This window comes from Geomonas sp. (assembly GCF_056994735.1).
In genome coordinates, this window is the sequence record NZ_JBXKJL010000361.1 from 15,065 (window position 1) to 28,903 (window position 13,839).

Consider the following 13,839-nt stretch of genomic DNA (forward strand, 5'->3'; position numbering starts at 1 on the left):
TGAAAGGGGAAATGGTTACGCACTTAGCTCCAGTAGATCTCGAGATCGTCGAACACTTGGCTGGAGAAGAGGAGCTTCCTTAGCTTCACCAGGTCGTCGTGGAAAATACGCTTGTTATCGTAGACTTCGAAGTCTTTGTTCAAGATCTCATACACCCGCGCGGTGCCCTTGCCGAGCTTGTCGGCATTGCGGAACGAGAACGCCTGCAGGTCGGTCAGCACTTCGAGAGTCACCACGTGCTTGGCGTTACTGACAGATTTGAAAGCCTTCCTCGCTGCGACGGTGCCCATGCTCACCACATCCTGGTTCGAGGCGTTGCTGGAAATGGAGTTGGTGCTTACGGGATTGGCCAGCTGGCGGTTCTCCGCCGTGGTCGACGTTGCCAGGTACTGTGCCCCCATGAAGCCCATGGTGAGGCCGAGGGTGCCGGGGATCAGGAACTCGGGAAGCCCCTCGTTGAGATTTCGATCGAGGAACTTGTTGATCCTTCTCTCGGAGAGCGTGCAGAGGGTGGCGATGGCCATGCAGAGCGAGTCCATGGCGAAGCCGATGCTCTGGCCGTGAAAGTTCCCGCCGTGAATGATCTTTTTCTTCTCCGGAATGATGATCGGATTGTCGTTGGAAGAGTTTGCCTCCGTCTCGACGACCTTGGTCGCGGCCTCGATGGCTTCCAGGACAGGCGCGAGGATTTGAGGGGTGCAGCGGATGGAGTAGACGTCCTGCACGTTGATGCTGGTCTCGTAGACCGGCCCCCCGGTCTCGTCCCCGCGGATTCGCTCGTGCATGTTCTTCCTGAGGGTGATGTTGCCGGAGCCCTGGTAGAGGTTCCTGATGGTTTCCGCCACCTTGAGCTGCCCGGGATGCGGCTTCACCAGGTGCAGGTCCTCGTCAAAGGCATCGTCGATGCCGCCGAAGATTTCCAGTGCGAAGGCGCCGGTGACGCAGGCCACCCTGAGGAGCTTCTTGGCTCCGAAGAGGGCGAAGGCGGCCAGCGCGGTCATGGCGCTGGTGCCGTTCATGAGGGCGATGCCCTCCTTGAAGCTGAGGGTCATCGGGGTGATGCCGAGGGTCTTGAAGAGCTCCGCCGTGTCGTGCAACTCGTTCTGGTAATACGATTTGCCTTCCCCGATGATGGTGAGGGCGAGATGGGCGAGGTGGATCAGGTCGCCGGAGGCCCCGACGCTGCCGCATTCCGGGATGTAGGGGGCGATGCCGCGATTGACCATGTCCTGCATGAAATCGAGAAGCTCGATCCGGACGCCGGAGTACCCTTTCACCAGCGTGTTGAGGCGGACTGCCATGATGGCGTTGGCGACATACGGTTTGAGGGGGTCGCCGAGGCCGGCGGCGTGGCTGCGGATCAGGTTGACCTGGAGCGCCTCGATTTCGGAGTCCTCGATGATCTTGTTGCACATGGGGCCGAAGGAGGTGTTGACGCCGTAGACGATGCGGCGGGCGGCGACATCCTGCTCCAGGAACGCCCGGCTGGCGCGGCAGCGCTCGACAGCCTGCGGGTCAAGAGCGACCTGTTTATCACCGACGCCGATGGCGACGATATCTTCGACAGTGAGATCAGAGCCATTGAGAACAATGGTGGGACGTTCAGACATTTTCCCTTCCTTTCAAGCTTTCAATTTCATTGCACGGGGAACTGGGGCGAGACTCCGACAGGCGGCGCCACGCCAATATTATTCTCTCCCGGTAAGCGCTTCTCCCCCCGTGAAGTTGCCATCACTCCCGGTAAGCCCTTCTCTCCAGTGGAGTTGCCATCACGTCCCCCCCTTTGACAAAGGGGGGACAGGGGGGATTTGCCTTTAGCAGGGGTAGCCATCGCCAAGCTGAAACAGCCAGGTAATGGCACCCTCCCTCACCCCGACCCTCTCCCGGAGGGAGAGGGAGGCACGCACGCACGTGGTTTCCTCCCGCTAGGGGAGGGGGGACACTGCAGGGGCATTGGCTAAACGGAAACCCTGTAGTCGAAGAAGACCACCGGCTTTCGCTTGTCATCGCGGACTGTCTTCTTCACGATCTCCTCCGGGGCCACGATGCTCACCTCGGGACGGACCCTGATGGCGGCGGCGATTCTGTCGGCAACGCCCTCGCCGGTGAGTGATGCATCGCTGCTGCCGACGACCACGCGGATCTGGTCCGACAGCGCGAACTCGCTGTATGCCTCGATGTAATGCCCACGGACCCCAGCCATCCCCTGCAGCACCGCGGTTATCGCCGGCGGATAGACCGTCGTACCCCGGTACTTCAGCATCTGGCTCTTCCTTCCCACCACCGGACCAAGCCGCGGAGTATTCCTGCCGCAGGCGCATGGCCCGCTGTGGAGGGCGGCGATGTCGCCGGTGCGGAAGCGCAGAAGCGGCATTCCCGTCACCCCGAGCGGCGTGGCCACCACTTCGCCGTACTCCCCTGGCGGGACCGGAGTGCCCTGCTCATCAACAATCTCCACCGCCATCAGATCCGGGTGCAGATGGCCGCCGAGGCCGCACTCGCAGTCGGTGAAGGAGGTCGCCATCTCGGTGCTGGCGTAGGTGCCGAAGAGCCGGCTTTGCCAGACTCCCTGCAGGCGCTCGCCCAGCGGGGAGAGACCGAGGTCCTGGCGCCTGATCGGCTCGCCGATACAGACCAGTCGCCTCACCCCCAGCCCTGCCGGGTCGATTCCCTCCTGCCGCAGCCTCTCGCCGACGGTCAGGATGAGGGAGGGTACTCCCACAATGGCGGTGGGGCGGCAATTCCTGATCAGCTCCATCAGCAGTGCCGGGCTGCTGGAGCCGCCGCGGATTGCCGTGGCGCCGATCCGGGTGAGCCCGAGGAAGTAGGCCAGACCGGCCATGAAACAGCGGTCGACGGCTGCCGCGACCAGCACCCTGTCGTCGCGGGTGAACCCGGCGCCCAGAAAGGAGATTTCCTCGTTGTAGGTCAGCCTGTCCAGGTCCCGGGCGCTCTGCAGCATCGCCACCGGCTTCCCCGTCGTCCCTGAAGTGAGGCAGAGGTCGACGATATCGCCAGGGTCGACGGCAATGAACCCGTCGTGGGACTCCTCGAGATCGGTCTTGTCGGTGAAGGGAAGCCTGCCGAGATCGGTCAGTCCCTTGACCTCTTCCGCTGCCACCCCGGCACGCCGGAAAAGGCCACGGTAAAAGGGCGAATGCGCAGCACAGTAGCGGACATGGTCACGGATAAGGGCGTCCTGCCTCGCCGCGATTTCCTCGACCGAGGCCCGCGCGAGCTCTCTCCCCTCTTGCGCGTTCCAACTCTGGCTTTTCGGCAGATCCGCTAGCATGGCTCTCCCTGCAACTCCTCCAAGGTCCTTGCGATCCGGTCCCTGACCTCCCGACGCATCTTCAGGTGGCTTGACGATCCCTCGAACTCGTCGGGATAAACCGGCGGCAGCGCCTTGAGGATCACCCTCGTCGGGTGCAGGAACCACTGCCCCGGCGGCAACATCGTTTCGGTGCCGGTAATGCAAAGAGGAACTATCGGCACCCCCGTCTCCTTCGACAGTTTGAAGGCACCGGAATAGAAAGGCTGCAACTCCCCGGTCTTGCTGCGGTGCCCCTCGGGGAAGAACAGCACGGTGCCGCTCTTCGCGAAGGAGTCCTTGCTGGTGCGGATCACGTCCTCCCACCGGTTGTTTTCCACATCGAGATACTGCGCCAGCCTCATGAACATGGTGTACCAGTACATCCTGAAGGGCCAGGCTCCCACGGCGAAGATGATGTCGTTGAAGGGGAGGGCGGCCATGAAGTAGCTGTCGAAAAACGAGAGGTGGTTGACGACCATGATGCAGGGGCGCTCGATCCGGTCGAGGTCCTCGCCCCTGAAGCTGACGAAGGGGGAGACGATCACGATCAGGCCGTGTCCGTGGACGGTGACCAGGAAACGCATGGCCCGGCCCCAACTCCACCCCCTGCGCAGCTTCAGGAACGGCAGGCAGATCGGCGCCCCCAGGAAGCTCACCACGATCCACAGCGCCATCAGGGGGTAGAAGGTCAGGTTCAAAAGCCAGGCCCGGATCAGGCGCGTTCCAGAGAGGTCCCGGCGTCGTCTATGGCCGGCGCTGTCTTCCACGTACTAGGCCGCCTCCGCCTGACGTTTCTTGCCGATGACGAAGTGGTGAATGTCCCCCAGGGTGCGGATACTGCGGATGGCTTCCTCCTCGCGGATTTTCATGCCGAATGCCGTTTCCAGCACGATCACCAGGTCGACGACATCCAGGCTGTCCAGTCCCATCTCCTCGAAAAGGGTCGTTTCGGGCTTCATCTCCCCGTCGTATTCGAACTCCTCCGCGAGTGAGCTGTTGATCAGTTCTACGATCTGCTGGTCAGTCATTACTGGTATCTCCTTAAAATGATGGATGAATTGACGCCACCCAAGGCAAAATTGTTCTTTATCACCGTCCGGACCGGCCGCTTCATGATGCCGTCGACGTGGCTGATCCCGGCGCAGTCGGGGTCGATGTTCTCCAGGTTGCGCGTGGGGATCAGCAGTCCCTGCCGGATCATCCCGATGCAGGCCGCCAGCTCCAGGGTGCCGCTGGCCGCCATGGCGTGACCGAGGTGCCCCTTGAGGCTGCTCACGGGGGCGTTGTTTCCGAAGACGCTGGCGATGGCCCGGCATTCCGCGATATCCCCCTGCTCGGTGGCGGTGGCGTGGGCATTGACGTAATCGATGTCGGCGGGGCGGACTCCGGCGTCGGCAATCGCCTGGCTCATGCAGCGGGCGATCACTTCCGGGTCGGGATTGGCGATGCTGGCGGGGTCGGAGTTGGTGGCGAAGCCGGCGACCTCGGCGAGGATCTCGGCGCCACGCTCGAGGGCGGAGTCGAGCGATTCGAGGATCACGATGCCGCTCCCCTCACCGCAGACGATCCCGTCGCGGTCGCGGTCGAAGGGACGCGGGGTGCCGGTCGGGGAGTCGTTAAAGGCGACGGAGGCGGCGTTCATGATGTCGAAGGTCGCCGCGGTCAAGGGGTGAAACTCGTCGGCTCCCCCGCAGATCATCGCGTCCTGCCTGCCGGTGGCGATCATCTCGGCGGCGTAGCCAACGGCCTGGCAGCTGGTCGAGCAGGCGGCGGCGGGGGCCACCGTGCGGCCGGTAATCCCCAGCACCTGGGCCACGTTGGAGGCGCAGCTGTGGTTCATGATGTGGAAGAAGAGGGTGGATTTCATCCTCTCCAGGCTGTGATCGATGTTGTAGTCCCGGAAGAACTCCTCCATGGTCTGGGGGCTGCCGGTGGTCGACCCGATGGAGACGCCGATCCTCCCGGAGGAGAGATCACTCTCGCTGAGCCCCGCCATGCCTACCGCCTCATGGGCGGCGAGGGTGGCGTAAATCGACATGTTGGACATGGAGCGCCGGAATTTTCTGGGGATCTCCTTCGGATCGATGCCGGCCACCAGCGCCGCCACCCGGGTCCTCATCCCGCCTATCTCGCCCAGTCGGGGGACCTGGACCACCCCGCTTTTCCCTGCCAGCAGACCATCCATAAGGGGCCCAATCCCGCGGCCCAAGGGGGAGATGGCCCCCATCCCGGTTACTACCACTCTTCTCAACAACATCCCTTCAAATCCTTTCTCATCTGCTCATGCCCGACAATGGTGCCGCAGGCGAGCAAGCCGGACAGTACGGCCCCCATCACGCCCGGGGCCACCAGCGCCTGACCGGCGAGGAAGAGCCCTTTCATCTTGGTGGCAGGGAGCGGGTTGTACTGCCCTACCATGTGCTTGACGCCGTAGAGGCCGCCGCCCGGCGAGCCGCAATAGTCGCGGAGGGTCAGCGGGGTGGAGACCTCCAGGGTGCGGACCGTCGCCGCCAGGCCCGGGGCCAGCCGCTCAAGCTGGCGCTGCATCACTTCCACCGCCTCTTTCTTGAACTCCCGGTACGACGCCGGCCTGGGGCCCCTTTTCAAGTCCAGCCAGGGCGAGACCCCGGAGAAGCTGGCGGGGAAGATGCCGATGAAGCCCGAAGGCTCGGCCTCGCCATTGGCGTAGGCGCCGCTTATGTAGAGGGGCGAAACCCCGACCGGCTGCCTTCCCATATCGTGGATTGACGCCGCGTCCGGGAGGAGGTACAGGTTTGTCCCCGACAGCGAGGGAAGGGGGTCTCCACAGGCCGCGAAGGCCAGGAAGGCGGAGATGGACTCGTCGAGGGAGGCCAGCCGCTTTCGGTAGGCCGGGCGGAAGACCCCCTCCGGTATCAGTTTGAGAAGGAGCCCCGGGTGAATGGTGGCGATGCACTGCCGCCCGCTGATCATTTCCCCGCTGGCGAGGCCGACCCCGGAGAAGGCTCCCTCCCGGTCCACAGTGATTCCCTTAACCTCGGTGCCGCAGAAGAGGTCGACCCCTACTTCCTTGAGCCGGGCATCGCAGGCGGCGGCAAGGCTCGCTCCTCCGCCTCGGATGCCGCTGGCCGACTGGTAGTAATTCCCCACCACCACGGCGTGCTGGGCAAAGGCCACCTCGTCACTGGGCACGCCGTACAAAAGCCCGTGCATGCAAAGAAGCGCCTTCAAAACGGCATTGTCAGTCAGGGCGTCGAGCGTTTCCTTGAGCGTCGGCCCGAAGACCCGCTGCAACTGGCTCTCCGAGTTGACGGGCGCGTCCAGGTTCTGGTACGGCATGCCGTCGGATATGGCCCGCACCTGCGAAAGATAGCTTTCGATGGCCCTGCCCTCTCTCGGGAAGGCCGTGCAGAGCGCGTGGCGGATGCGGTCATAGCCGCTGGGAAACCGGAACTCGAAGCCCTCGGCGGCGCAGGCGAAGAGGTCGAAGCCGTCGTCATTGAAGGCGAAGCTGGTTATCTTGTCGGAGAGGCCCAGGTAGCGGAAAAAGAGTTCCAGCTGGCCTCCGGCGCCGAGCCCGCCGGTGTAGTGGAAACCGGTGTCGAACTGGATGCCCTGGCGCGAAAAGCCGCGCAGCAGCGGTGCGGTGCGGGGCTCTTTCTCCAGGAGCGCGACCTTGAATCCCTTCTGGGCCAGCGTGATCGACGACGCGATGCCGGACATCCCCGCGCCGATGACCACGAAGTCGTAGGTCATGCCGCGAATCTAAGGACCAGGCAGGAGTTGGTCCCGCCGAAGCCCGCCGAATTGCACAGGACATGCTCCGGCGTCCTGTCGATCCGCTCCGTTGCTATGTTCAGCCGGGCCGAGAACTCGTCCGGTTCCGTAAAGTTGATGTTCGGGGCGATGAACCCGAGCCTGGCCATGATGGTCGTATAGACAACCTGGGAGGCGCCGGACATCCAGAGCTCGTGGCCGGTCATCGCTTTCAACGAGGAGACCGGCGGGGTCCTGGGCCCGAAGAGTGCCGTGATATTTCTGGCCTCGGCCGCATCCCCGGCAGGGGTGGAGGTGGCGTGGGCGCAGATGTAGTCGATGTCCATTTCCGTAATGCCGGCGAGCGAGATCGCCTTAAGCATGGCGCGCTGCAGCCCGTTTTCGCTCGGGACGGAGATGTGGCTCCCGTCGGAGGAGAAGCCGTAGCCTACCACCTCTCCCAGGATGGTCGCCCCGCGCGCCACCGCCAGGTCGTAGCGCTCGAGCACCAGGGCCGCGGCGCCGCCGCTCGGGACCAGCCCGTCGCGGGCCGCATCGAAGGGGCGGGATGCCTTGGTCGGTTCATCGACCCGGATGGAAAAGGCCCCCAAGGCGTCGAAGCTGCACATCGACTCCCAGTTGAGTTCCTGGGCGCCGCCGCAGATGATCCTTTGCTGGCGGCCGAAGGCGATCAGGTCGGCGGCCTGGCCGATGGCGTGCCCTCCGCTCGAGCAGGCCGAGCTGATGGTCCAGCAGGCGCCCCGGGTCTTGAAGAGGGTGTTGAGGTTCATCGTGATGCAGGAGGTCATCGACCGGAAGACATGGCCGCTGCCGATCAGCTTCGTTTCGCCACGCTCGCGGAGGAGGTCGACCTGCTCCACCGCGGCAACGCAGCTGGAATCGCAGCCGAAGATCAGTCCGGTCTCCTCGTTCTCGATCTCCTCCGGCGACAGCCGCGACATCGAGAGCGCGTCAACGGCAGCCGCGTGCGCCTGCACGGCGAACTCCGGCATGGTCTTGCACTGCTTTTTGGAAAGGAGTGCCCGCGGATCGAAGCCGGAGATGGCGCCGGTGAGCGGGCTTCGGAAGCCGAGTCCGCGGCGGGCTTCGTCTATGACGATTCCCGAGCGCCCCTCCCTCAGCGCTGCCCCGACCGCCTCGATGGTATTGCCGAGGCAGGAGACGATTCCGATTCCGGTAATTGCTACTCTATGCACGAACCCTCACAACAAAAACATGACATTGCTAAGAACGGGGCAGCGCCGACCCGCCGGCATCGCGGCACGTCAATCCCGCGAACGGCTTTCGGTATGCGTGCTTCGACAAGCTCGGCACGAACGGGTCAAGCCTGTCCCCTCTCCCCCCGGGAGATGGTCAGGGTGAGGGCGTCAGTCGTAAACGAAAATGCTGCCGGGGGCAGCTTTCCTCACCCGGCCTTTGGCCAGCATCTCCCGGAGGGAGAGGGGATTGTTACCTACATGTACGCCCCGCCGTTCACCGATATGACCTGACCGGTGATGTACGAAGCCTTGTCGGAGCAGAGGAATGAAACAACCTCCGCGACCTCCTCCGGCTTGCCCACCCGCCCCATCGGGATCATCGGGAGGATCCGCTCGGTCGGCAGCCCCTCGATCATCTCGGTCTCGATGAATCCCGGAGAAACGGCGTTAACGAGGACCTTCCGCTTGGCCGATTCCGCCGCGAGAGCTCGCGTGGCGCCAATGAGGCCGGCCTTGGCCGCCGAATAATTGACCTGCCCCGGCATCCCGCTTTCGCCGGAAGTGGAGGCGATGTTGATGATCCTCCCGCCTCTTCTTTTCAGCATGCCGACCAGCAGGAGCCTGGTGACCAGGAAGAACCCATCCAGGTGGACCGAGAGCACGTCCTTCCACTCGCCCTCGCCCATCCAGACCATGAGGGCATCCTTGGCAAACCCGGCGTTATTCACAAGCACATGCGGGGTTTCCTGATCGAGATGCGGGGAGAGAGCTTCCTTGACCGCAGCCGGATCGGCCACGTCGAAAGGGAGGAGCAGGCAGGAGCGTCCCATCTCCTCGATCTTCGCCGCGACAGCGGCAGCGGAGTCATGGTCGGAGCGATAGTTGAGCCAGATATCATAACCGTCACGGGCCAGAACGAGGGCAGTAGCCGCCCCGATTCCCTTGCTTGCCCCGGTCACCAAGGCAATTTTCTTGTCTTCCATGGCAGTAGATCCTTCCTCATATAGCGGACACAGTTTAAACTAACTCCGCATCAGGTCGCACTATTTTAAGGACTTATCTTATACAAGGAATTCCCGTCTTCGGCAAGACTTAAAAAGTCAGGAAAAACCTGTTGATAGGAGAGAAGTGGCGGCTGTGACAGTGGCATCCAGACCTGTGCCAGTAGATAAAATAACACTAATTTCATCCTGGCTTCCGCAGCCAGGGTAGATAGCACTGCGGTACCGGCAGTGGCTCCAGCGATGTCTATGAAAATGCACTAATTGGGCTGACGGAAAGGGATTACTTTGTCAGGTAGCGCTGCTTTCGGGGAAGGTAGCCACAATGGTCTCTCGGGCGAGCATCAAGGTAAGGGGGGTATCATCCAGGGGAATGAATCCGAACTTGCTGTAGAAGCTGGCGAGTTGGGGCGTCTTGGCGTCGATGAAGAGGCCGACGACTCCTGCCGCATTTCTGATGGCATCGGCGACACGTTTTACGGCGTTTGCCACCAACAGTCTGCCAAGGTTTTCGCCCTGGTGCCTTCTGGCCACTGCAAGGCGGCCAAGTTTGGCAGCTGGCAGGCGTGTATGCGGAAATCTTTTCCGGTACTGCTGAGGGATCTGTGAAAGGTCAACTTCAAGAAAGGAGAGAGTAAAGAAACCGAGGATGGTTGCGGGGGCGTCCGAGCTGACGAGAACGTAGGTGTTGGCAATTCCTTTTTCGAGGTGCTGACGAGCTGTCTTCTGGAGGTAGTCATTGAGGTCGGCTTCCCCGCAGTCAAAGGCGGTGCGGTCATGCCGGGCAGGGTCCAGTAGCGCTATGATGAAGGCCATCGCCTAATCTCTTGATTCCACCAGTTCCTGATGGGCGCGCGCTGCATCGAGGAGCTCTTGATTAGGTTGAGGCGGATTGGTCAGTGCATCCAGAAATTTTTCAGCATCATGCGTCGATAGCTTCAGCGTCTCCATGTTCTGCAAGACCTGGTTTGCCCGTTCCACGGCCGCCTGCACGATGAACTGGTTAATGGTAGCCCCATAAATAGCGGCAGCTCGCTCGATAATCGACCTGGATGACCGGGGTAAACGTGCGGTGATACGATCATTAGCCGGCTCGGCTCTTTCAACCTGTGCGTGTGCCATTTCAGCCTCCTTCCAGACAACACTACAACTGTGGTGCCAATTTGGCAACAGCAAAGCTGACGGCTACTTCGCCCGCTTCAGTCTCTTGCACAGGGCGGACTGGGTGATGCCGAGGAGCCGGGCGGAACTGCTCTGGTTGCCGTTGGCGCGGGACATCGCCTCGGCCACCGGCAGATCGGAAGCTATTCCCTTTTCCGGGGTGGAGGGGGATGGAGTGAAGCCGTGGAGAGACGGTCAAAGAGTAGGGACGGGAGCCGAGCCGGCGCGATGGGTATCCCTGACGCTATGCTCGAGCTCATCGATGAGAGTGCGGATCTTGTCCTCGGCCCGCTTGCGTTCCGAGATGTCCTCCATCACCGCCACGAAATTTGTGACGCTTCCTTCCTCGGTGGTCAGGGGGGAGATGAGGACCTCCTCGTAGTAGATCTCCCCGTCTTTTTTCCTGTTGAGGATCTCACCGCGCCACTCGGAACCGCAGGTGATCCGGGCCCACAGCTCTTCCAGGATGTCCGGCGGCGTCAACTCGTGCATCAGGGCCCGCAGGTTCTGGCCGATGACCTCCTCGGCGGCGTATCCCGTGATGGTGACGTATTTGGAGTTTACGTACTCGATGCCGCCGCCTGCATCGGTGATCATGACCATGCTGGTGCTCTGCTCGATGGCACAGGAGAGCTGGCGTATGTAATTGCTCTGCGCCCTGATCCGGCGTTCCATGGTGACCTGGCTGACTGCGTCGTTGATGGCGGAGAAGAGGAGCTTGAAGTCGAACGGTTTCAGCACGTAGCGGCTGATGCCGATCTTGATGGCGTCCAGCATGAAGTGGGTGTCGCTGATTGCCGTGGCGGCAATTATCTTGGCTGCGGGATTGAGGGCGAGAATCTCTTTGGACATCTGGATGCCATCGAGGACCGGCATGCAGATGTCGGTAAGTATGATATCGGGGGAGAGCTGCATGTACAGCTGCAGCCCGACTTCACCGTTTTCGGCGGTGTGCAGCTCGGCTTGCGGGAGCTTTCTCGAAATTGCCGTGCAGACCAGATCCCTGCTGACGGGGTCATCTTCTACGTAGAGTAATGTAAAAGGTGTCTGGTCCATGTAGATCCCTCCTGAATGGGAGCTTTCAAGGAAAGAACCAGGATTGCCGTGACAATGGCATAAGGATATCACGTAGACCACGATCTTCCACAGCAGGGCGTCGTTTGCCTACTCCGGATGCCGTGGCTTTGGTTCGTCGTGGGCCTGTTGTGGCAGGCGGGCAGTAATCTCGAATTCCGGCGGCTCCATGATGGCCTTCTTCACTGCGCACAGCCCGGCGGCCTTCTCGACAGCGTTGACGTACTTCTCCGGGAAATCCTTCGGGAGATGGATGTCGATGTAGACCTTTGCTATTCTCCTCTTCCCGTCCTCGGCCACCGTGTATTCCATCCGCTGGGTGAGCTCCAGACCCTCGGTAGGGATCTCCCGTTGCTGGCAGAAACTGAGCACGTAGATTCCGGCGCAGGTTCCCAATGATGCAAGGAAATAATCGAAGGGGCTGGGGGCGGTGCTTTCTCCCCCGGATTCGACCGGCTGGTCGGTGGGAATCAGCCAGCTGCCGATCACCGCATTGACCCTTTTGCCATGCGGGAATGTGATCTTCATCTGCATGGGAATCCTCCACTGTTAAGGGTGAGATATAGGTCATTTTGCGGGTAGAGGCGCTGTTGTCAAGCCGCTCTCACTCCACCGCACCGGTAGATGCGGGTGCGGGTGCCTGACATGGAGAGTTGAGGAGAGTGCGCGGGGGAATCAAGAGCTAGAGCATCGCCAGGTATATCGCCAGTCCCAAGCCGATAAAAGCGAGCAGCCCGGTGATAACGAATGCGAAGGTGGTCCCGAAGGCGGTCCTGAAGTTGCCCTCGTCGAGGGCGCGAAGGTAGCGGTGGTGGCGTACCGCGGCGCTAACGTTGATGAAGACCCCGAGGACGATGAGGGTGACGCCGACCGGAAGGGAAAGACCGAGATGGTGGGGGGAAGGGGAGACCAAAGCAGCCTCCTCTCTGAGAAAGATGCCGAACCTGGCGGCGATGAAGCCGAAGCCCATGAGGGCAAGCCCGGTGCGGATCCAGGCGAGGAAGGTGCGCTCGGCAGCCATGTATATCCTGGGATCACAAGGTTCCACATCCAGCCCCGTTTTAGTAGTGGGATCGGGCGCACGTGTTCAGGAAACTCTATTCCGGGGACGTCGAGGTGTCAACTGAAGGCCGGCCGCACAACCGCCAGAGACGCCACCCGTTCCCCTTCACCTGACTGGTGATGGTGAAGTCCTCCGCCCTCAGCTTTTCGAAGCGTAGGCTGCTATTTCGGTGAAGGGGAGTAGCGGATGACGCGGGCGCTTTCCAGAATAATCATGCCGCCATCCTTCATCATCTCGTCGAGCAGAGGCATGATCGCGTTGATCCTATCCTCCGTCTCGACCACCTCGACGATCAGGGGGAGGTTGGATGAGATATCCAGCAGTTTCTGGGTGTGATAGACGCTGTGGGCGCCGAAGCCGCTGATGGCGCGGGTGACGGTGGCCCCGGCGAAGCCTTCCTTGCGGAACAGTTCCACCAGAACCTCATAGAGGGGCTTGTGAGCGTAACGGTCGCTTTCCCCGATGAAGATGCGCATCACGATGTTTTCGCCAATCGTTTTGGCCATGATTTTTCCTCCTAGGTGATAGAGCGGACAGTGAGAATGCCGAGCCAGGTGAACACGAGGCAAAGCGAAACGCTTCCCAGCACATTGGCGAAGGCCAGCACGAACTGGCCGTCCTCGAGGAGTTGGAAGGTTTCGTAACTGAAGGTAGAGAACGTAGTGAGCCCGCCCAGGAAGCCGACAGTGAGCCCCAAGCGGAGCGTATCAGAAAGGACGAAACTCCGCATCCCCAGCTCCATGATCAGACCGATCAGGTACGCGCCGATGACATTAACAGCAAAAGTGCCGTACGGGAAGGCGCGGCCAAGGATCGAGTAGACCCAACCCGAGAGGTAGTAACGGGTGACTCCCCCGCCGGCGCAGAACAAGGCAATAGTAGCAGCGATCTTCATCCACCTGTCTCCTTTACAACATTTCACCGCGCAGTCAGTGACTGAACCACGATCAGCCACATTCGAAGATATAAAAAAACTCCTGCCCTAGGTTTAAGAGCAGGAGTCATCAGCTTGTGAAAGCGGTTTTGGCGAACTCCATCGCCATGGGCTATGTTGCGGAGACATTATCAATAAGAGCTATAAAAATCAAGCAATAACTCATATTTCGGCAGTCAAACTAGAGCATAAGGCCTCAGCCGTCATGCAGCCAGGGAATGCGCCTTTCTCAACCGCTGTTGGACGACCAGGACAATCTCTTCGACGATGACAGTTCGCTGGTATTCTTCGCGGTAGTTTCCGTAAGGGCTTCGATTGCTCCCTCCACCTTGCTGCGG

At 61.3% G+C, this 13,839-nt stretch carries 15 protein-coding genes, 1 pseudogene and 1 riboswitch; all 16 genes and pseudogenes read right to left on the reverse strand.

The window, feature by feature from the left end:
* Nucleotides 1–23: 23 nt before the first annotated feature.
* Nucleotides 24–1,610 (reverse strand): HAL/PAL/TAL family ammonia-lyase, encoded by a 1,587-nt coding sequence (locus AC11W3_RS15635; protein WP_484090143.1) that lies wholly within the window; start codon nucleotides 1,608–1,610, stop codon nucleotides 24–26.
* 347 nt (nucleotides 1,611–1,957) lie between these two features.
* Nucleotides 1,958–3,292: a phenylacetate--CoA ligase family protein gene (locus AC11W3_RS15640; protein WP_484090144.1), complete on the reverse strand. Its 1,335-nt coding sequence runs from the start codon at nucleotides 3,290–3,292 to the stop codon at nucleotides 1,958–1,960.
* On the reverse strand, nucleotides 3,286–4,080 hold the full coding sequence (locus AC11W3_RS15645; protein WP_484090145.1) for a lysophospholipid acyltransferase family protein: 795 nt from the start codon (nucleotides 4,078–4,080) through the stop codon (nucleotides 3,286–3,288). Before AC11W3_RS15645 ends, AC11W3_RS15640 begins: the two co-directional genes overlap by 7 nt.
* A gap of 3 nt (nucleotides 4,081–4,083) precedes the next feature.
* Entirely contained in the window at nucleotides 4,084–4,341 is a 258-nt protein-coding gene (locus AC11W3_RS15650) for a phosphopantetheine-binding protein (RefSeq protein ID WP_484090146.1), read from the reverse strand.
* A complete protein-coding gene (locus AC11W3_RS15655) occupies nucleotides 4,341–5,570 on the reverse strand; it encodes a beta-ketoacyl-[acyl-carrier-protein] synthase family protein (protein WP_484093320.1) in 1,230 nt (409 codons plus the stop codon). The genes AC11W3_RS15650 and AC11W3_RS15655 overlap by 1 nt, the downstream gene beginning before the upstream one ends.
* A complete protein-coding gene (locus AC11W3_RS15660) occupies nucleotides 5,561–7,048 on the reverse strand; it encodes a phytoene desaturase family protein (RefSeq protein ID WP_484090148.1) in 1,488 nt (495 codons plus the stop codon). Before AC11W3_RS15660 ends, AC11W3_RS15655 begins: the two co-directional genes overlap by 10 nt.
* Entirely contained in the window at nucleotides 7,045–8,265 is a 1,221-nt protein-coding gene (locus AC11W3_RS15665) for a beta-ketoacyl-[acyl-carrier-protein] synthase family protein (RefSeq protein WP_484093321.1), read from the reverse strand. The genes AC11W3_RS15660 and AC11W3_RS15665 overlap by 4 nt, the downstream gene beginning before the upstream one ends.
* Nucleotides 8,266–8,522: 257 nt before the next feature.
* Nucleotides 8,523–9,251: a 3-oxoacyl-ACP reductase FabG gene (gene fabG / locus AC11W3_RS15670; RefSeq protein WP_484090150.1), complete on the reverse strand. Its 729-nt coding sequence runs from the start codon at nucleotides 9,249–9,251 to the stop codon at nucleotides 8,523–8,525.
* A gap of 309 nt (nucleotides 9,252–9,560) precedes the next feature.
* The gene (locus AC11W3_RS15675; protein ID WP_484090151.1) at nucleotides 9,561–10,085 is read right to left on the reverse strand and encodes a GNAT family N-acetyltransferase; all 525 of its coding nucleotides are present in this window, start codon (nucleotides 10,083–10,085) and stop codon (nucleotides 9,561–9,563) included.
* A gap of 3 nt (nucleotides 10,086–10,088) precedes the next feature.
* Nucleotides 10,089–10,391 carry a type II toxin-antitoxin system TacA family antitoxin gene (locus tag AC11W3_RS15680; RefSeq protein WP_484090152.1) on the reverse strand — a complete coding sequence of 101 codons (303 nt, stop codon included), beginning with the start codon at nucleotides 10,389–10,391 and terminating at the stop codon, nucleotides 10,089–10,091.
* A gap of 63 nt (nucleotides 10,392–10,454) precedes the next feature.
* A pseudogene (locus tag AC11W3_RS15685) lies at nucleotides 10,455–10,559 on the reverse strand (helix-turn-helix domain-containing protein); the annotation flags it as partial.
* A gap of 66 nt (nucleotides 10,560–10,625) precedes the next feature.
* A complete protein-coding gene (locus AC11W3_RS15690) occupies nucleotides 10,626–11,486 on the reverse strand; it encodes a PAS domain S-box protein (RefSeq protein WP_484090153.1) in 861 nt (286 codons plus the stop codon).
* Between the two features lie 108 nt (nucleotides 11,487–11,594).
* Nucleotides 11,595–12,038, reverse strand: coding sequence for an OsmC family protein (locus AC11W3_RS15695; protein ID WP_484090154.1), 444 nt, complete (start codon nucleotides 12,036–12,038; stop codon nucleotides 11,595–11,597).
* Between the two features lie 148 nt (nucleotides 12,039–12,186).
* On the reverse strand, nucleotides 12,187–12,525 hold the full coding sequence (locus tag AC11W3_RS15700) for a YidH family protein (RefSeq protein WP_484090155.1): 339 nt from the start codon (nucleotides 12,523–12,525) through the stop codon (nucleotides 12,187–12,189).
* Nucleotides 12,526–12,728: 203 nt separating this feature from the next.
* Entirely contained in the window at nucleotides 12,729–13,073 is a 345-nt protein-coding gene (locus AC11W3_RS15705; protein ID WP_484090156.1) for a DUF190 domain-containing protein, read from the reverse strand.
* Between the two features lie 11 nt (nucleotides 13,074–13,084).
* Nucleotides 13,085–13,462, reverse strand: a complete 378-nt coding sequence (crcB, locus tag AC11W3_RS15710; protein ID WP_484090157.1) for a fluoride efflux transporter CrcB — start codon at nucleotides 13,460–13,462, stop codon at nucleotides 13,085–13,087.
* 93 nt (nucleotides 13,463–13,555) lie between these two features.
* Nucleotides 13,556–13,617: riboswitch (Fluoride riboswitch) on the reverse strand.
* Nucleotides 13,618–13,839 lie beyond the last annotated feature (222 nt).